This is a genomic window from Calothrix sp. PCC 7507, assembly GCF_000316575.1.
In the GTDB taxonomy this organism is placed as follows: domain Bacteria; phylum Cyanobacteriota; class Cyanobacteriia; order Cyanobacteriales; family Nostocaceae; genus Fortiea.
Map to the genome: position 1 here is coordinate 2512871 of NC_019682.1, position 18743 is coordinate 2531613.

The 18743-nt window shown below is 44.7% G+C and carries 14 protein-coding genes and 1 pseudogene; 6 read left to right on the forward strand and 9 right to left on the reverse strand.

The annotated features are described in order from the left end of the window. Positions 1-102 precede the first annotated feature (102 nt). The 5 genes and pseudogenes from CAL7507_RS33655 to CAL7507_RS10860 all read right to left on the reverse strand — a co-directional run. Positions 103-235 (reverse strand): annotated as a pseudogene (locus CAL7507_RS33655) (photosystem II reaction center protein Psb28); the annotation flags it as partial. A 440-nt stretch (positions 236-675) separates the two neighbouring features. Next, the gene (locus CAL7507_RS10845; protein ID WP_042342055.1) at positions 676-2217 is read right to left on the reverse strand and encodes a serine hydrolase; all 1542 of its coding nucleotides are present in this window, start codon (positions 2215-2217) and stop codon (positions 676-678) included. Positions 2218-2416: 199 nt separating this feature from the next. Further along, complete coding sequence (locus CAL7507_RS10850) at positions 2417-3175, reverse strand: RNA methyltransferase (protein WP_015128520.1); 759 nt, start codon at positions 3173-3175, stop codon at positions 2417-2419. 305 nt (positions 3176-3480) lie between these two features. Beyond that, positions 3481-3873, reverse strand: coding sequence for an HNH endonuclease (locus tag CAL7507_RS10855; RefSeq protein WP_015128521.1), 393 nt, complete (start codon positions 3871-3873; stop codon positions 3481-3483). Continuing rightward, a complete protein-coding gene (locus CAL7507_RS10860) occupies positions 3870-4217 on the reverse strand; it encodes a hypothetical protein (RefSeq protein ID WP_015128522.1) in 348 nt (115 codons plus the stop codon). Before CAL7507_RS10860 ends, CAL7507_RS10855 begins: the two co-directional genes overlap by 4 nt. Positions 4218-4351: 134 nt before the next feature. Between CAL7507_RS10860 and CAL7507_RS10865 the strand changes: the two genes are divergently transcribed. Both CAL7507_RS10865 and CAL7507_RS10870 read left to right on the forward strand, forming a co-directional pair. After that, complete coding sequence (locus CAL7507_RS10865; RefSeq protein ID WP_015128523.1) at positions 4352-6949, forward strand: penicillin acylase family protein; 2598 nt, start codon at positions 4352-4354, stop codon at positions 6947-6949. Between the two features lie 394 nt (positions 6950-7343). Next, a complete protein-coding gene (locus CAL7507_RS10870) occupies positions 7344-7787 on the forward strand; it encodes a hypothetical protein (protein ID WP_015128524.1) in 444 nt (147 codons plus the stop codon). 21 nt (positions 7788-7808) lie between these two features. Here CAL7507_RS10870 and CAL7507_RS10875 read toward each other — a convergent pair whose 3' ends face one another. Both CAL7507_RS10875 and purD read right to left on the reverse strand, forming a co-directional pair. After that, positions 7809-8147 (reverse strand): low molecular weight protein tyrosine phosphatase family protein, encoded by a 339-nt coding sequence (locus tag CAL7507_RS10875; RefSeq protein ID WP_015128525.1) that lies wholly within the window; start codon positions 8145-8147, stop codon positions 7809-7811. Between the two features lie 669 nt (positions 8148-8816). After that, positions 8817-10118 carry a phosphoribosylamine--glycine ligase gene (gene purD, locus CAL7507_RS10880; protein WP_015128526.1) on the reverse strand — a complete coding sequence of 434 codons (1302 nt, stop codon included), beginning with the start codon at positions 10116-10118 and terminating at the stop codon, positions 8817-8819. A gap of 385 nt (positions 10119-10503) precedes the next feature. On the opposite strand from purD, the gene CAL7507_RS10885 reads away from it, so the two are divergent. Continuing rightward, complete coding sequence (locus CAL7507_RS10885; protein WP_015128527.1) at positions 10504-11451, forward strand: NAD-dependent epimerase/dehydratase family protein; 948 nt, start codon at positions 10504-10506, stop codon at positions 11449-11451. A 134-nt stretch (positions 11452-11585) separates the two neighbouring features. Here the strand turns inward: CAL7507_RS10885 and CAL7507_RS10890 are convergent, their stop codons facing one another. After that, positions 11586-13943 carry a ComEC/Rec2 family competence protein gene (locus CAL7507_RS10890; protein WP_015128528.1) on the reverse strand — a complete coding sequence of 786 codons (2358 nt, stop codon included), beginning with the start codon at positions 13941-13943 and terminating at the stop codon, positions 11586-11588. Positions 13944-14038: 95 nt separating this feature from the next. Here CAL7507_RS10890 and CAL7507_RS10895 point away from each other — a divergent pair, with 95 nt between their 5' ends. Beyond that, positions 14039-14818 (forward strand): DUF4058 family protein, encoded by a 780-nt coding sequence (locus tag CAL7507_RS10895; protein WP_015128529.1) that lies wholly within the window; start codon positions 14039-14041, stop codon positions 14816-14818. A gap of 126 nt (positions 14819-14944) precedes the next feature. Here the strand turns inward: CAL7507_RS10895 and CAL7507_RS10900 are convergent, their stop codons facing one another. Beyond that, positions 14945-17215, reverse strand: a complete 2271-nt coding sequence (locus CAL7507_RS10900; protein ID WP_015128530.1) for a bifunctional (p)ppGpp synthetase/guanosine-3',5'-bis(diphosphate) 3'-pyrophosphohydrolase — start codon at positions 17213-17215, stop codon at positions 14945-14947. A 278-nt stretch (positions 17216-17493) separates the two neighbouring features. Between CAL7507_RS10900 and patD the strand changes: the two genes are divergently transcribed. Next, positions 17494-17829 carry a heterocyst frequency control protein PatD gene (gene patD, locus CAL7507_RS10905; protein ID WP_015128531.1) on the forward strand — a complete coding sequence of 112 codons (336 nt, stop codon included), beginning with the start codon at positions 17494-17496 and terminating at the stop codon, positions 17827-17829. A 145-nt stretch (positions 17830-17974) separates the two neighbouring features. Beyond that, positions 17975-18652 carry a Uma2 family endonuclease gene (locus tag CAL7507_RS10910; RefSeq protein ID WP_015128532.1) on the forward strand — a complete coding sequence of 226 codons (678 nt, stop codon included), beginning with the start codon at positions 17975-17977 and terminating at the stop codon, positions 18650-18652. The last annotated feature ends 91 nt before the right edge of the window (positions 18653-18743 follow it).

Here is an 18743-nt window from a genome sequence, read left to right on the forward strand (position 1 = left end):
AAGCTATTGAATCCTTCTAGTAGTCTGTCAGGGTTGAAATGAGGGACTGTAGTGTGAGCGTCTCGCTCACGCGGGCTTTTCGGCCCGCACTACCAAAAACTACTAGAGCTAGTAGTTGATTGAAGATCAACAAGACTAGACGTTTGCCAGTGCGGACTTCGCGGCGTAAACTGACATTCCTTAAGTCCTCAAAAACTCCAGCAAAAAATTGGATGGAAGGGGTGATAGATTCCATGTCACATAAAATATGAAAGATGAAGTTTTAAAGATGAAATAATCGATTCTATTATTATGTTCATCTTTGAAGCCTTATTCTTTACCTGATTTATAGCAATCTTATTTGATTTCTGAAAAAATCTCCGTATCTGTAGGGTGGGCATTGCCCACCAAAACCCGGATCTGGTGGGCAATGCCCAACGCCACTTGACGCCAGTCCGCTCAAGTCGGGAAACTCGCCCACACGGCTGGCTCCTTTAAGCCGGGAAACTCTAGTCGAGCAGTGGCTCCCCTACGTATATTTCAAAAATCAAATAGTAGTCCTATATCAACCTTCATATTTTCTAAGTAAGTGTACAAAATTAACCCTAACTATGTAGAGAAATGTAAACAAGACTCAAACCCTAGTGCCTATTGCCTATTGCCTATTCCCAACGATAAATATTTATGCCTAGCTACTTATCTTGGGGGATAGTATTGAGGATTAATCACGGGAGATTGATAACCATTTTGTGGCATGGTATTTCCCGGATTGTTAGGAAGAGGAGCCATAACAGGAGACTGATAACCATTTGTCGGCGTAGTATTTCCTGGAATGTTGGAGATAGGAGGAGTCACAACTGGGGATTGATAACCATTGGCAGGTATAGTACTGGCTGGATTGTTGGGAGTAACAGCGTTTTGGCTAAACTGTTGGTAAGTAGCTTGAGAAATTGCACTAATGAGTTTTTCGGCGCGGGGGTCGTTATTGGGACGTTGCACCATCACAGAGGCTATATAGCGCTTACCGGTGGGGATATCAACTAAACCTGTGTCTGCTAGCATTGTGCCGATGTCACCTGTTTTGTGGGCGATGCTAGCGCCTGCACCTAATCCGGAGGGTAGGAGATTATCTCTTTGGGTTTGACGCATGATATCCAGTAGACGATCGCGCGATCGCATGTTCACCAAAGTTCCCTGATTGACTATTGCCATCAATTGTGCTAACTCTCTGGGACTGGTGGTGTTTGTCCCTTGCAAATCCGGGAGTTGATTACGAATAGCTGTAGTTGTTAAACCCCAACTGCGAAAACGCTGGTTGAGAGCTTCCATACCTCCCAATTTGCTAATCAGCATGTTTGTCGCTGTGTTGTCGCTGATGGTAATCATCTTCGTCGCAACTTCCAGCGCAGTGTACTGCGTACCTACTGGTTTAAATTGCATGTTACCAGAACCGCCAGCGATCGCCTCTTGCTGCATGGTCAGCATTTCATCTAAACGGATTTTTCCCGCATCTACATCTTGGAAAAAAGCCACCAAAATCGGGATTTTAATTGTGCTAGCCGCCGGAAAACTGGCAGCGCCATTGATATCTACATAACTACCTGTATCTAAATCCACCAAGAAAATACCAGGCATGAGATGCGGATTAGCTGCCGCGAGAGTTTGTACGGCGGTTTTTAAGGGGATAATTTCCTGGGATAGGTATAAGTTGCCAGATGGTGGCGTATTGGGTGTGGGTTGTGTTTGGGACTGATTCGGATTAGATGTTTTAGAAACTGCTGGGGTGACACGATTGGCGGGGTCTAACACCGACAACGCTGTGCCAACGATCGCACCGATTCCCACTCCCACAATCAACAATCGCAAAGTATACAACAAAGTTCTGGCTATCGGCTTTAAACGCGTCTTGCGCGATCGCTTGCTGGCTTTTGGCAATCCATACCTTTCCATCCGCACAGTCTTGATCTTCGTACCACTAGGCTGTATTGGCGGGACTTTTCCCTTTTGTCTGGGGATGGGTTTGACAGATGTAGGCATCACTAGCCCTGATTTTGACCTCGACACACTGACACCATTTTTTTGGCGTGTAAGCGTAGTTCCGCCTTCAGACAGCCGCTGCTGTTGGTGAGGAACCGTTGCCTTCTTCTCTTGCACTTTTTGCACTTTACGTGGACGCTGGCGGCGGTTTACAGGTTGACGCCGCGAGAAAGTGTTTAGTTTGTCACTCGAATCTGACACCGCTACTCCTTGTGACCCACTTGATTGTTTTCCTGTAGTCTCCCAACCCAAAACTTACTCCTCAAGCATCTAAATGCTGAAATTACTTCTGCTACTAAGTAGCATTTTCGTGTTTAGTTTAAGCGATATTAAAAATTTTGGGGGGATTAATCAGTCCTCAGTTATCAGTTATCAGTTATCAGTTGTTAAGAGTCAAGAGTTAAGAATTGGTTTTCTCCCCTGTTCCCTGTTCCCTGTTCCCTGATTTAAGTGCCCATTTGACCTGTTGTAAAATCCCTCGCAGCATAGCTACTTCTGTAGTTTGCAGATGAGCGCGATTATACAACTGCCGAAATTTTCCCATCCGACTAGGTGCTGTATGTGGATAAAGATAACCTATGTTCAGCAATAAAGATTCTAACTGCTGGTAGTATGCCTCAACTACATCAAAAGCTGCTAGTTCTGTTTGGGTGATAGTCTGAGACTCAGACGGCTGCAGACATTGTGTCAGTTCGTAACAGCAGATCCCCACAGCCGTAGCCAGATTTAAGGATAGATAATCGTCACTCGTGGGAATATGTACAAACCGATGAGCATAATTTAATTCTTCATTACTTAATCCCCGGTCTTCTCTGCCAAAAATAAGTGCTACAGGTTTCTCTGGTTCTGCAAGCAACCAAGGTAATGCTGTCCGGGGATTTTCTAAAAGTATATTTCCACTCCGCACCTCCCCAGTAGTAGCCATGATGCGGACACACCCCTGCAATGCTTCTGGTAATGTTGCCACTACTACCGCAGATCCGAGAATTTCTTTGGCATGAACCGCCATGATTAGGGCTTCCATCGACAGCGGATCGCACTGGGGGTTGACTAATACTAATTGATTTAGTCCAAAATTTTTCATCACGCGGGCGATCGCCCCGACGTTTATCGGGCCAGCTGGTTCTACCAACACAATTCTTAACCCAGCCAACCCCATTTCTTGCCTCCCACCCTTAATTTTTGGCTTTCTCTGAGATTATTTTAGCGGTCTTGGCGATCGCATCAGCAGCGCTACGCTAATGTGAGTCTCGATTAACCCGGTTCCCATTCAGATGCGGTACAAAATTATATCGCAAGCTGTGGGGGCAAGGCACTGCCGTGCCCTTACGGGTGTACCTCACATAACCGAGAATTGCTATAAACTACAAATCTTATTCATTGAAGCTGGGAACGAGAATCGTCGAGCTTAAACAAGTTTTTATAATTTTTGATCAGCGACAATACCCCCATCTTCACTAAAAGTTATAGTCTCTGCCTTTCAGCCAGACGTTCGTCGCTATTCATTTGCAGCAAAGAGACTGTTGTACGTCCTACAGCAGTTAATCCCACCACAGTCTGTCCTAAAATGGTGAAGTGGCCAGCCCATTTTTGAGTACGTGGGTTGAATAAAAAGCTAAAATCTCTTGTCTCTGGGTCAAACGATCCTAAATCAGTGCCTTTGTGGCGGTTACAACGCCAGCAGGAAAGTGCTAGATTATCACTAACCGTAGCACCGCCATGCTTTTGAGCGATAACATGATCAATTTCATGGGGAAAAAAGGCTAGTCCTTTGGGTAGCAAGCAATACTCACATCTGTAGTTGGCTCGCTCTTCAACTAGACGGCGCAGAACAGCAGGTATGTAATTTAGGCTCACTGTTTATTGGTGAGATAGGGTAGATTACTTGACTTAATCATCACAACTAGGTGTTCAATCCGTTCATACTCGTCTAATTCTTTTAATTCAGTGGGTGTGAGTTCACCAGCTTTGCTACGTGCTACCAAGGTACGCAAACGTTCGTGCATTTCAGGTGTTGGTTTAAAATCAGCAATTTGTTCAGCAGTAGGATTGCTGGCAATAAAGTCAAGAATGTATCGGTAAATTTGTGCTGGTACTGCTGGTTGTTGGAGACTCAGGGCAAGTAGTTCAGGTAAGCGATCGCCTACTTGTGCTAGTTGTTGAGATAATTCTTCTGATATTTCTAGGGTAATTCTCGGCATAATCCAATTTCCCCAAGTGTTTCTGCTCATTATTGTAGCTGTGCCATAAACAGTTAACAGTTATCAGTCAACAGTTATCAGTCAACAGCGGTATAATTCCTCTGATTTGACTAACAAGGCCACGGCACGCACAAATGAGAAGAACCAGGAAAAGTAGGTTGCATCAGGGACTGAAAATCACTGTGATGGTGGTGCTGTTGCTGGGGCTGTTGCTAGCGGGATTTGCCACTTACACTGTGCGTCAATCCTTTCCATCAGAAAGTGGGGCGATCGCCCTCCCAAATCTCCAGGCTGAGGTGGAGGTGCAGCGGGATAAGTGGGGTATCCCTCATATTTACGCGGCTAACTCTCACGATCTTTTTATGGCACAAGGTTACATCCACGCCCAAGACCGTTTTTGGCAAATGGACTTTTGGCGACACATCGGTTCTGGAAGACTGGCAGAAATGTTTGGCGCTTCTCAGGTAGAAACTGATAAATATCTGCGGACTATGGGCTGGGCGAGGGTAGCGCAACAAGAAATTAAACTAGTTAATCCAGAGATGAAGGGATATCTGCAAGCTTATGCAGAAGGGGTAAATGCTTATCTTGCCGAACATCAAGGCAGCGCTATAAGTCTAGAATACACGGTGCTGAAACTCCTCAATCCTGGCTATAAACCAGAACTTTGGCAACCGCTACATTCTCTGACTTGGGGAAAGGTAATGGCTTACGACTTAGGGAGAAACTTTCAAAGCGAAATAGAACGTACTATCCTGCGAAAAACTTTGACTTTGGCGCAGGTAGAGGAATTATTTCCACCTTATCCCCAAGACTTGCCAGTGATTCTGCCAGCGTCGCAAAAAAGCAACACAAAGGAACAGGAAGATTTTGACGAGCCGGAAATGACTGCTTTGGGGGTTGAGAACATTACCCCCGCCCTAGAGTCAATTACCAAACCGATGATCGCCCTGGAAAAACTCATAGGGCCTGCGGGAATTGGTATTGGTTCTAACAACTGGGTGATATCTGGCGATCGCACTTCTACAGGTAAGCCGATATTAGCAAATGACCCCCACTTAGCAGTACAAATCCCTTCGATTTGGTATGAGGTTGGTTTACATTGCTCAGTTAAAAGTAGTGAATGTCCTTATAACGTTAGTGGTTTTTCCTTTGCGGGGATGTTGGGGGTAATTATCGGTCATAGCGATCGCATCGCCTGGGGTGTCACCAATGTTGAACCCGACGTGATGGATTTATACATCGAGAAAATCAACCCACAAAATCCCAACCAGTATGAAGTCAATGGTAAATGGGTAGATATGCAACTGCTACCAGAAACCATTCAAGTAGCCGGGAGTAAACCAATTGTCCAAACGGTGCGCCATACCAGACATGGCCCGATTCTCTCGGATGTTTCCCCTAATCTCCAGCAGTTAGAGGCAGAGGGGCACACTTCGGCTGCGCTCAGTGGCCAGGGGGCAGGGAGCGGGGGAGCAAATATTGTCCCCCCTCTGCCTACTCCTTATGCCGTTTCCCTGCGCTGGACAGCCCTAGAACCTTCGAGATTAGGCTATGCTATACCCCTACTCAATCGGGCCGAAAATTGGCAAGATTTCCGGGAAGCAGCGCGTAATTATGATGTCCCTGCCCAGAATTTAGTCTATGCTGACGTTGATGGCAACATTGGCTACCAGATGCCTGGTAAATTTCCCATCCGGGCAAAGGGTAATGGGCGTTATCCTGTTCCTGGATGGACTGATGAATATGAATGGCAGGGTTATATTGACTTTGAGCAGTTACCCAAAAGTTATAATCCGCCCCAAGGTTATATTGCTACCGCTAATAATTTAGTTCAAAGTAAATATCCTTATTTAATTACCACAGACTGGGTTTATGGCTACCGGGCGAAGCGGATTGTGGAGATGATTTCCCAACAAACTCAACCGATTTCTCTCCTAGATGTGCAGTCAATGCAGGGAGATAATCGGAATTTAAATGCCCAGACTCTTGTACCTCTGCTGCAAGCTATCTCTTTTAATACTCCCCGTCTTAAAGCAGCCCAGAAACTTCTGCAAGATTGGAATTTGCAACTAAGCATGACATCATCAACGGCGGCTCTGTTTGAGGTATTTTGGAAACACTTACTAGCCGATACCTTCCACGACCAGTTACCCAAAGAGTATTATCCTGATGGGGGCGATCGCTGGTATGCTGTGGTCAAGAATATCGTCAAACAGCCAGACAGCCTGTGGTGGGATAACCGCAAAACCCCAAAAGTCGAGAACCGCGACAAAATCCTCAAGCAAGCTTTTACAGAAGCTGTGGATGAATTAGAAAAGATTCAAAGCAAAGACCCGAAATTTTGGAATTGGGGAAAACTGCACACGATCAATTTTCGTAACGCCACTTTGGGTAAATCTGGAGTTGCAGCTATTGAGGCTTTATTTAATCGCGGTGCTTTTGCTACCGCTGGTGATGGGGAAACCGTGAATGCTAACCGTTGGCGGGCAAACCATTCTTTTGAAGTTACGGATATTCCTTCTTTGCGGATGATTGTCGATTTGGGAAATCTGGATAATTCCGTGGCTATTCACACTCCTGGACAATCAGGTCATGCTTTCCATAACCACTACAACGATATGGTTGACCCCTGGCGCAAAGTCGAATATCATCCCATGCTGTGGGCACAGCAAACAGTCGCAAATAATACATCTGCAACATTGAGGTTAATGCCGAAATTGGGAAATTGACTAAGCCCTCTTGGCAGGGAATAGGCGATAGTAAAAAGAAAGTCTACCTGAAATATGCAAATTTATACCTGCTAAAATTAGTATAACTTAATACTTTTTTTGGCAGCTATGGAGTATAAATTATCAGGGCTAAAATCGAGTCAGAAGCGAAAATAATCAAGGATAGACAATCTATACTAAAAACGGTTTAGAACTGTCATTCTGACCAAAGGGAAGAATCTCCGAGAGACTTCTCTTCACTGCGTTACGCTCAGTATGACAAAGTTCAGCTTTTATCCGTTTGCAGTATAAGTTAAAAAATTGAGAATTTATACTGCAAAAAATATTTTTGCTATCTGCTGAATTACAATGCCCGACCTTTCCAGAATAATCTAGTCGGAGATAAAAAAAACAGATGCAACCTATTTTCAAAAAAACTACTATACTTTCAGCAACAACTGCGATCGCATTCCTATTTGCAGGTTGTGGAGAGAGTAAAGTTGCTCAATGTAACAAAATAGTCAAGGTTTCTAATCAGGCGGTTACAGCCGGTCAAGAATTCGGCAACAATCCTCAGCCAAAAAAAGGATCTAAAGCCTTGACTGAAGCTGCAAATAAAATAGAGCAAATTACCAAAGACATGCAAGCCCTAGAAATTAAGGATGAGAAACTGCAAGGTTATCAAGGACGATTTCTCAAACTCTATGAGAATACTAGTAAGGGTTTGAAAGATACAGCAGCAGCCTTGGATAAAAAGAATTTAGCAGAGGCAAATCGCTCTTTGGCATCCCTGAAAAAGGGTAGTAGCGAAGAAGCTGCATTAGTGAAGGAAATTAATAGCTACTGTTCTGGTAAATGAATAATTTTCTATATATTTAGATCATTTTTTTGAGAAGCTACCCAAAAGAGGTAAAACTTTTTTCTTTAACAACTCAATTAAAGCTGGTTCCATATACTCATATTCATCTGGAATATCCAAACAGATGACTTTCTTATCTTTGAGGAAGGCTTGGAAGTTATTCGATAGCTTCCGTTTGTGTGATTTTTCCATCACAAAGATGATATCAGCCCAGGCGATCGCTTCCGTGGAAACTGGAACTTCGGCATGTCTGTCTAAACCTGCTGAATCTGTCTCCAATCCTTCGTATTCAGAGAATATAGCCTCAGCCGTAGGGCTTCGCAGTTTATTTTGGCTACAGAGAAACAATAGCTTTTTCATTATTCAACAAGTCGTGAAGAGCGGGGAAACTCATACGTGTCAACTTAACGTAAAACCCTTGTCAAAACGTGATTTTGAATTCACTCACTTACCATCACTCTTCGCGTCACCCCACCCTAACCCTCCCCTTATAAAGGCTACGGTGTACACACAAGTCGGAAAATCTCACCTGCATTCGTTTTCGTTCGGTAGGGTGCGTTATGGACTAAAGTCCTAACGCACCGCAAATCTCGGATGGTGCGTTAGCCTCCGGCATAACACAACGCCAGTTCCCTCAAGTCGGGAAACCCGCCCACGTGACTGGCTCCCCTACTTTTAAAGGTTTTGGGGTGATTCAATCACTTGTGTGTACACGGTAGCCTTATAAAGGTGAGGGAACTGGATTTTCCGGTTTCCCCCCTTGGAAAGGGGAGCCAGTGCGTTGGGCGGCTCTGCCGACTTGTTCGCTTTTAGCGTTCCCGCAGGGTAGCATCTGGCGTGGGATTAAGGGGGGTAAAACCCGGATCTCGAAGTAACTCCGATTTGTGTGTACACCGTAGCCTTAGCAAGGGGAGGGGGAAAACATTTGTCGAGTAAGCGTTGTAGCTCAATTTGATACCAATTGGGGAAACTCCGCCCCTACGATTTATTTGTCGCATTCTTTTGACAAATTGAACATTACGCGATCGCTTAAGGGGTTTGCTCTCCCTGCTTCCCGCTTACCACTCTATGACCGATGTCTTTACGGTAGTATATCCCTTCAAAGTCAATGGGTTTGATGCCAGTGTAGGCGTGGGCGATCGCTTGCTCAAAATTTTCCCCAATTCCCGTAACGTTTAAAACTCTTCCGCCGTCTGTCACGACTTGTTGCTGCTGATTTAACTTTGTGCCTGCATGAAATACAGTTACGCCCAAAGCTGTTGCTTGTTCAGTTCCTGTAATCACTTTGCCTTTTTCATATCCCCCAGGATAACCCCCAGCAGCAGCGACAACAGTGGCTGCTGCGCCTGGTTTCCACGCAATGGGGGGCAATTCACTTAAACGCTGCTGTACACAGGCTAGGAGCAAATCCTCCAAGGGTGTTTCTAACAGTGGCAGAATCACCTGGGTTTCAGGATCGCCAAAACGACAGTTAAATTCTAAAACTTTGAACTCGCCATCGGGTGCAATCATCAACCCGGCATAAAGCACACCCCGGTAGTCGATGTTCTTGGATCTTAAGGTAGCGATCGCTTTCTCTAAAACCTCAGTTTGCACCCGCGCCATCAACTCAGGCGTAGCTATAGGCGCTGGAGCATAAGCTCCCATCCCACCAGTATTTTCCCCCGTATCGCCCTCACCAATCCGCTTATGATCTTGCGCTGGTAACAAAGGTCTAATCGTTAACCCATCTGTCAACGCTAAAACCGAAACTTCCTGTCCAATCAAACATTCTTCAATTACCACAAACTCGCCAGCGCTGCCAAATTGCCCTTGGAAAATTGCGGCGATCGCATCTTCTGCCTGTGCTACTGTTTCGGCAACTGTCACACCCTTACCCGCCGCCAAGCCATCAGCTTTGACAACAATTGGCGCTCCTTGTGCTTTCACATAGGATTTTGCTGCTGCTGCCTCAGTAAATACCGCCGCCTTCGCCGTAGGAATTCTTGCTTCCTGCATCAGGGCTTTCGCCCAAGCCTTACTCGCCTCAATCTGCGCTCCCGCCCTCCCCGGGCCAAATACCTGCAGTCCTTGGGATTGGAGATAGTCGGTGATTCCCTTTGCTAGAGGCACTTCTGGCCCCACTACCACCAGATTAATCTCATTTTTGAGAGCAAATTTGCTGATTCCCTCAAAGTCATCCACTGCCAAAGGCAAGTTTTGGCAATGTTCCATACTTGCCGTACCGCCATTTCCCGGCACACATACAACTTGCTCAATCTGCTGAGATTGCAGTAGTTTCCATGCTAGAGCGTGTTCGCGCCCCCCATTACCGACAACTAAAACTTTCACTGATTTCCTCGTGCGTCCCTTGCGAAACGAGAATCCTTTAAGGCTACTCGCGGATCAATTTTTTCATCAATTCTTACACTTATGCAAGCCCCATCTCCACCTTAATCAGTTCTGATAGCTCGGTACTGAGTGATGAGTCAGATTCCCCACTTAAAATTCGGTACTCGGGAATGACACACAAAGCGAGGAAATTTCGGGTTTCAATTAAATAAAAAATCCATATTTATACGGTTGATTTGTATACAGAAATATTAGTAATAATTTTGGTGTTATTGCTGAGTTTCCAGAATTTATTAAACAATAGCTGCATCAATGATGACGATTAATCATGTAAGTACTAACCTATAAATATTGAGATTAAACAGATATCAAAATAATAGGAAATATGGCTAAATTTATCGTCACAGGAGCGGCAGGATTTATTGGTTCTCACATTGCACAAGCATTACTGCAACAGGATGCCGAAGTAATTGGGATTGATGAATTTAACGATTACTACGATCCTTTCTTAAAGCGTAAGAACGTTGCACAATTAAGCTGGTCACCTAATTTTAAATTAATTGAAGGAGATATTCAGTTTTTAGACTGGCAGACACTACTTAATGATGTAGACATAGTTTATCATCAGGCGGCACAAGCGGGCGTAAGAGCAAGTTGGGGTCAAGGTTTCCGCGCTTACACAGAACGGAATCTCAACGCGACACAAATTTTGCTAGAAGCGGCGAAGAATGCTAAAGGGTTGAAAAGGTTAGTATTTGCTTCTACTTCTAGCGTTTATGGTGATGCCGAAACTTTACCTACCCATGAAGGGATTTGTCCCCTACCTGTTTCTCCCTACGGCATTACTAAGCTAGCAGCAGAGAGGTTATGTGGACTGTATCATAAAAACTTTGGTGTACCCTTTGTAGCACTGCGCTATTTCACAGTTTATGGGCCTAGACAGCGCCCAGATATGGCGTTTCATAAATTTTTCAAAGCTATTTTGCAGGATGAGGCGATTCCTATTTATGGCGATGGACAACAAACGCGGGACTTTACGTTTATTAGTGATGCTGTCGCCGCTAATTTAGCCGCCGCTACCGTACCCGAAGCTGTGGGCGAAATTTTCAACATTGGCGGTGGTAGCAGGGTGGTTTTAAAAGAAGTTCTGGACACAATAGAAGAAATTGTTGGTAAACCTATCAAAAGAAACCACATAGAAAAGGCGATGGGAGACGCCCGTCACACAGCTGCTGATGTATCTAAAGCACAGAAAATTCTCGGATATCAGCCCCAAGTCTCCCTCAGAGATGGGTTGACACAGGAATGGGAATGGGTGAAGTCCTTGTATTAAACCGACTCACACCTGAAGGCATTGGGTATCGAGAAAAAACCATTGCTGAATAGAGGTATGAATCTGAATGTAGGGACGCAAAATTTTACGTCCCTATAATTTTTAGCAGTTAATTATTTCCTCAGCCCTTATTGTCACAACACTGAAGACTTATTCTCTGTCGCCTGAATAAAAGCCTCAAATTCACCATTGGGTGTCCATTGAATAGCGCCATCTCGTCCTGTGAAAAACAGTTTCGTTTGGCTTTGGCTGAGTTCAGACAAAACTTTTGGTTCCAGATCAGCCTCAGAAGCGATCGCTATTTGTGGTTGGAGTGCTAAAACTAAATCTTTCAAAGACTGTGGCGGACACCACAAGACTTGGGGACGAGGTAAAGCCCCAGTTTTAACTAGCTGTGCTATCTCATTTGACTTGATATCGCCCACTAATAACCAATTTTGGTCTTGAATCTGCATTCGCAAAATAGGCAATTGATCGTTGATTAGTTGGGCAACGATCGCCCCAGTATTCAAAGTTTGCCCAAGTAATAAAGGTTGATAGATTCCCTGAGACTTTTGCACTTCTTGTTGAATCACCTGGGTTTCAATCAGATTTTCTGGTTTCGGGGCATATCCATAAAAATTCTTGATGGGTAAATGTCGCAGTACTTCCAGCCAGCCATGACTGTCACTCCCTGGAAAATCATTAGCGATCGCCCAATCAATTTGATTCACACCCTGCTGTTGTAAAAATGGCAAGATTGTAAAGCGTCCTGTACCTTCATCGCCACTATTAATTAGGGTGACTGTCCCCCGATCTTGAATGACCAAAACAGGCTCTGAACCTGCTGCCAATACCGTGATTCTAAATAAGTTGTTGGCAGAGTGCCAAACTGGAACAATTACTAAACCAACTGCAACTATACCCGCAAATAACCACCGTTGCCGCCACCAACGCACTAGCCAAACTGATAAAATTAGTGCATAAATTGCTAATAGTTGCCAAGTAGATATACTCCCAACAGCAACAGAATTTCCTGGTAACTGGCTAAACAATTCTACTAACTTAATTAACCAATCAGTCGGGTAATGCAATAACCCAGCTAAAAAGCTGCCTGCTTCAATCCAAATTAATGCAACTAAGGCGCTAATAATGCCACCTATACTAATAACGGAAATAAAAGGAGTGGTGATGATATTTAAGATGAGGCTATAGGATGGAACAACCCCAAAAACTGAAAGTTGCAACGGTAAAGTCCAGATCGTAGCAGCCAGGGGAACAGCAATCAAAGAAGCGATCGCTGGTGGTAGCCAACCCAAGCGTTGAATAATGGGCGGTACTGTGACAATTAAGCCCAGCGTTGCTAGAAAACTGAGTTGAAAGCCTAAATCCCAAATCCATAAGGGATTAAATAACAATAATAGAGTAGCAGCCAACAGCAACGATCCCAACTGTTTGACTTTCCTTTTTAATACCAACCCAACCAAGGCGGCAAAACCCATAATTACCGCTCTCAAGACTGCGGCCTGAAACCCTGTTAAACTCAAGAAAATTATTAAAGCTAAGAAACCCAGGGTAAATTGTGTAGCCTTTTTCGTATGCCTTGTTAGCTGTAAGATCACACTCAAAATCAAAGAAGTTTGAAACCCAGAAGCTGCTAAAGCATGAGCCAAACCCGCCTGGACAAATAAGTCGCGGATATCATAAGGTAAATCAACAGCCTTGCTTCCCAAAACCATTGCACTCACAAGCGGCCCTTCCGGAATATTCAACCCTATAACTTGCGATCGCACAATTCGTTCCCGGACTTGCCACCATCCCCATTGTCGCCCATCATCCAAAATATTCACCTGCTGTCCCAGCAAACCAGCAAATGTTCCTTCCTGCTTGAGATATTTTTGAAAGTCAAAAGCACCAGGGTTAGAAGCTGTTTTTGGTTTATATAAAACCCCAGTGACAGCAATTTGTTGCTTCGTATATAACCCAGTAGCTTGAAGTATGGGTACAGTGACATACACCTTACCTGTCACCCCTTTCGGGACACCTGCTGGCCCTTTTTCGTTTTTGACTTCATCGATTTGAGTTGCTTCTAACCAGAATTGTCCTCGCTGACTGCGAGTTAAGCGGGGTGTACTCGCCACAACGCCCCGAACAATCACTAGTTGCTCTTGATTACTGCTATTTCCTGGTGGGACGAATTTACTCACGTCTTTTGCACCTGGTTGCGGTACTCGCACTTGCAAGTAGAAAGTTGCCAACAAACCCACCAAGCCAGCCGCTATCCATACTCTGGGGTGGGGAATATTTTTCCAGGTGTTCTCTACAGCCTTGGCTTTTGTGTGATTGTTTTCTGGTTTTTGCAGAAATTTCGGTAACTTAATCGAGCGTTTTCTAAAAATAACTGCTGCCAAAATCCCCGCCACCAAAATCCACACACCACCCCAAGGAACTGCTGTGAACAATAACCCCAGAATGTAGCCAAGACAGATAATTACACCACTAGTCTGAATCATAAACACTTATAAAATGTGAAGCATAAAGTAACACGATGTGCGACTTAATATAGGGTATACTAAACCCATATGCTGCCACTATGGGAGTCTCATGGATGCCATCCCCTTTCCCCGGCATGAACCCGTATCTGGAATTGCCTGCTCTGTGGCATGAGTTTCACAACAGATTGATTGTGGCACTCTCGGATGCAATCACCCCTAATCTACAACCAAGTTACTATGTCGCCGTCGAAACTCGTACCTATTTGGACGACGATAATCCTGAATTGCTAGTGGGAATTCCCGATGCGATCGTCCTCACATCTGCAAAAACTCCTGTAGCACCACCCACTGGTAGAGCCACACAAACTCGTCCCAAACAAATCCAGATCCCCATGCCAGTCGAAGTCAAAGAGCGCTATTTAGAGGTGCGGGAAGTGGGTACTCATCAGGTAATTACCGTGATTGAGGTGCTATCACCCAAGAATAAGCGCAGAGGCGAAGGGCGAATCGCCTATGAGAAGAAGCGGCAGCGGGTGCTGGGCAGTTCCTCTCACCTGGTGGAAATCGATTTACTCCGAGAAAATACACCCATGCCCATGATTGGGGTAGAGGGAACAAGCGACTATCGCATCGTGGTGAGTCGAGCCGCTACCCGTCCAATAGCAGATTTGTATGAATTTCAATTGAGAGAGGCAATCCCCAGCTTCTTGTTACCCCTCAAACCCGACTATCCAGAATTAGCCGTCGATTTACAAGCTATTTTGCTCGGTGTTTACGATCGCGGCAGCTACAAATTCCGCATTGATTATCATCAGCCAGTCCCCCCGCCAAAACTATTGGCAGCAGATCAGCAGTGGGTTGATGAGTTACTTGCCCCCATCCGAGGTACGTAATGCCGCATTTTCAGTACTCCATGCCCCACGCCCTAGGAATTTTAGATTTTAGATTTTAGATTTTAGATTGAAGTCGAATCCAAAATTGCCAATCCAAAATCCAAAATTGAATTGCCCAATACCCAATTACTCGTCAATTTGACCAACGCGACGGATATTGAGAATGTCGCTCATTTTCTTAATTTGGACAAATACATGCTCTAATTGTGGGCGATCGCGGATATCTATGCCTAAATCTATCAACGCTGGTTGACCGATCGCCGTTTTGACTTGAGCATGGCGCACATTGATCCCCTGGTCACTTAACCGCGATAAAATATCTTTTAATACCCCCACTCTGTCTAGAGCTTCAATTTGCAGATTTACAGGATAAGTCTGGGGAATACTGCTAGTTTCTGCTCCTGAGTTCCATCTCACTGGTACTAAGCGCTCATATTCCACACTATCGAGGTTATTACACCCTTGGCGATGGATAGAAATTCCTCTCCCCCGCGTGACTACACCAATGATCGGTTCACCAGGAATGGGAGTACAACACCCGGCTAAATGATACACCAACCCTTCTACTCCCAAAATTGGGGAATCTGTGGTGCGTGAAGTAGCAGGCCCGTCTCGCAAGGCTTTTGTCGCGGCGGCTGATTCTTTTGTGGGAACTAGGGGGGCATTGACGATGGGTTGATGGGCTTTTACCACTTCTCGCCAACGATTTAGCACTAGGTTGAGCGTAATTTCACCGTAACCCAAACCTGCAAGTAAATCTTCTGTGCTGTGGTAATTACACTTTTCGGACACACTGTGCATGGCATCCGATTTCAAAAGACTGTCAAAACCGGTTTTACCAAGTTCTTTTTCTAACAATTCCCGACCACGGGCTACATTTTCTTCCCGGCGCGATCGCTTATACCATTGTTTAATCCGATACTTCGCTGCTGAAGTTCTGACGAAGTTCAACCAATCTAAACTAGGATGGCTGTTCTTTTGGGTCATAATGACCACAATATCGCCGTTTTGCAACCTGGTTGACAGTGGCACCATCCGTCCATTCACCCGCGCCCCTGCACAGTGGTTTCCTACCTCTGTATGTATGCGATAGGCAAAATCTATCGTTGTCGCACCAGGACTTAAGGGTACTACATCACCTTTCGGTGTAAACACGTAAACATCATCTTCAAATAAATTATCTTTGACGCTATCTAGATATTCTTGAGCATCCTTCAGGTCACTTTGCCATTCTAATAACTGCCGCAACCAAGTAAATTTCTCATCAGACGTTGTTAAATTGCTAACGTTAGAACCGCCTGTTTCTTTATATTTCCAATGAGCTGCAATCCCATACTCAGCAATATGATGCATTTCCTGCGTCCGGATTTGCACCTCCAAAGGACGACCAGTTAAGCCAATTACTCCAGTGTGCAATGACTGATATCGGTTAGGCTTAGGTAATCCAATGTAGTCCTTAAATCTGCCAGGAATCGGTCGGAAAGCATCGTGAACCACCGCCAAAGCGCGATAGCATTCTTCATTAGTTCGGACAATGATTCGCAGTGCAGCCAAATCATAAATTTCATGAAATTCTTTTTGCTGCCGCTGCATTTTTTGGTAAATGCTATAAAGATGCTTGGGACGACCGCTAACATCAAGGCACTCAATGCCCGCTTGCTTTAAACGCTCCTGTAAGATTGTCGTAGCCCTTGCTAACTTCTCTTCTCTGGAAGTCCGTTTTTCTGCCACATGTTGCTGAATTTCGCGGAAAGATTCTGGTTCTAAATACTTAAACGATAAATCTTCTAATTCCCATTTAAAATGCCAAATCCCCAAGCGATTGGCTAAGGGAGCAAAAATATCTCGTGTTTCTTGAGCAATGCGGCGGCGTTTGTCGTCTGGCATAACTTGTAGAGTTCGCATATTATGCAGACGATCTGCCAATTTCACCACAATTACCCGAATATCTTGCGCCATCGACAAGAACATCCGCCGGAAGTTTTCTGCTTGGCTTTCGGTTTTGCTTTTGAAATTAATTTTAGAAAGTTTGGTGACACCTTCAACTAATTGCCTAACTTCTGGGCCAAATAGTTCTCCTATTTGTTCAATTGTAACGTCTGTATCTTCAACTACATCATGGAGAAATCCGGCTGCTATCATAGCAGCACTACCTCCCAAATCACGCAGCAATCCAGCTACAGCGACGGGATGACAAATGTATGGTTCTCCCGATTTGCGGTATTGACCTTGATGTAGCCGATAAGCAAATTTGAATGCTTCACCAATTAACACTGCATCACTATGCCTTCGGTCATCTTCCGCTTGGCTGCCACCTCTTGATGACTCGCTTAAACATTTCTGTAGCCATTCCGGAAGAGGAACATCAATTGATGAATTGATAACTGTGCTGCTCATACAAAGGGACTAAAGGTGATCTGTGGATAAGTCAGAGATGGAAAAAATCACAGCATCGCCGAATGAAGATGCTGCTGACAGGCAGTGTCAGGATGATTCCCTAATTGCTGATGGTCATCATCCATTGTGAGTATCAAGGTTCATCATCTCGAAAATAGAATTTTGGCAAAATAAGGCCTCAAAGCATGATTTGATGCTTCTAGTTTTAAAAAGAGTTGTAAAAAGCTTATTGTATAAGAAAAATTGCTTGACATTAATACTATCTTAACTGGCACAGGATGTCTCTAAATCGAGAAAAATATCAGGCGTTGGCAAATTTGCTAGGGCAATTACACTCTGATGCTACCAACAATCTGCTAGAAGCTGCGACATTGCGATCGCGTTTAGCGTCTTTGCAACAATTCTTTGGGCAGCAGATTGCACCTTTGACTGAGGTAGAATCACGGGAACAGTCTTATCGCACCGAGATCAGTAAGCAACTACGCTTGTTGGAAATAGATGTGATGTTTTTCCAGGGGGCACGCCAGCAATCTACGGCACAGGCGAGACTGGAAACGATATGCGATCGCTTGACTACTCTGGTGCAGTACTGTGATGCCATCCTGCAACCATAAAAAGAGAGGGAAAATGACAATTTTTCTCCTTTTGCTTTGGTTACTATATCATCCCACTTACTACAGATATTTTATGTCTTTGCATCAACAAATTTAGGGTTGATTGCGGAGAGCTTAGAATAAAAGTGTATTTCAGGAGAGACGTATGGTTGCACCTCCAAAATCCCAGCTTTCAGTTCCGCCATTAGAAAATGGCGATCGCCTTTCTCGGTTCGAGTTTGAGCGTCGCTATGAGTCTATGCCGCATTTGCAAAAGGCTGAATTGGTTGAGGGAGTGGTGCATATGGCAGCAGCGTTGCGGATTAGAAGTCATGGACAACCTCATGGACAGTTGATCACCTGGTTAGGAACCTACCAGGCGTTTACTCCAGGCACTGTGCTTGGCGATAATTGCACCGTTCGGCTTGATTTGGAGAATGAACCCCAACCGGACGCGGTGTTAATGATTCCTGGTAGACAAGCCACCATTGGCGAGGATGATTACATCGAAGGTGCGCCGGAATTGGTGGTAGAAGTGGCGGCGAGTAGTGCAGCTATCGACCTACACGATAAAAAACGTGCTTATCGGCGAAATGGGGTTCAGGAATATATTGTTTGGCGGACATTGGATGGTCAATTAGACTGGTTTGTGTTGAGGGAAGATGAGTATGTTGCCCAACTGCCCGATGAGCATGGCATAGTTCGGAGTGAAGTATTTCCAGGACTGTGGTTGGCGCTTTCGGCATTGTTATCAGGAGAAATGACCACTGTTTTATCGGTGTTACAGCAAGGATTGAACTCGTTAGAGCATCAGGCATTTATCAAAGAAGGCAATAGGCAATAGGCAATCATATGTGTCAACTTAACGTGAAACCCATGTCCCGCCTCAGAATGAATTCTGAGTCTCATAGCAAAAGTCATCTCAAGATGACTAA

Coding starts and splice junctions, on each gene's coding strand:
- CAL7507_RS10870 (WP_015128524.1), top strand. CDS start 7,344: ATGCAACCTATTTTCAAAAAAACTACTATACTTTCAGCAACAACTGCG.
- CAL7507_RS10885 (WP_015128527.1), top strand. CDS start 10,504: ATGGCTAAATTTATCGTCACAGGAGCGGCAGGATTTATTGGTTCTCAC.
- CAL7507_RS10900 (WP_015128530.1), bottom strand. CDS start 17,215: ATGAGCAGCACAGTTATCAATTCATCAATTGATGTTCCTCTTCCGGAA.
- CAL7507_RS10865 (WP_015128523.1), top strand. CDS start 4,352: ATGAGAAGAACCAGGAAAAGTAGGTTGCATCAGGGACTGAAAATCACT.
- patD (WP_015128531.1), top strand. CDS start 17,494: ATGTCTCTAAATCGAGAAAAATATCAGGCGTTGGCAAATTTGCTAGGG.
- CAL7507_RS10850 (WP_015128520.1), bottom strand. CDS start 3,175: ATGGGGTTGGCTGGGTTAAGAATTGTGTTGGTAGAACCAGCTGGCCCG.
- CAL7507_RS10910 (WP_015128532.1), top strand. CDS start 17,975: ATGGTTGCACCTCCAAAATCCCAGCTTTCAGTTCCGCCATTAGAAAAT.
- CAL7507_RS10895 (WP_015128529.1), top strand. CDS start 14,039: ATGCCATCCCCTTTCCCCGGCATGAACCCGTATCTGGAATTGCCTGCT.
- CAL7507_RS10890 (WP_015128528.1), bottom strand. CDS start 13,943: ATGATTCAGACTAGTGGTGTAATTATCTGTCTTGGCTACATTCTGGGG.
- CAL7507_RS10860 (WP_015128522.1), bottom strand. CDS start 4,217: ATGCCGAGAATTACCCTAGAAATATCAGAAGAATTATCTCAACAACTA.
- CAL7507_RS10875 (WP_015128525.1), bottom strand. CDS start 8,147: ATGAAAAAGCTATTGTTTCTCTGTAGCCAAAATAAACTGCGAAGCCCT.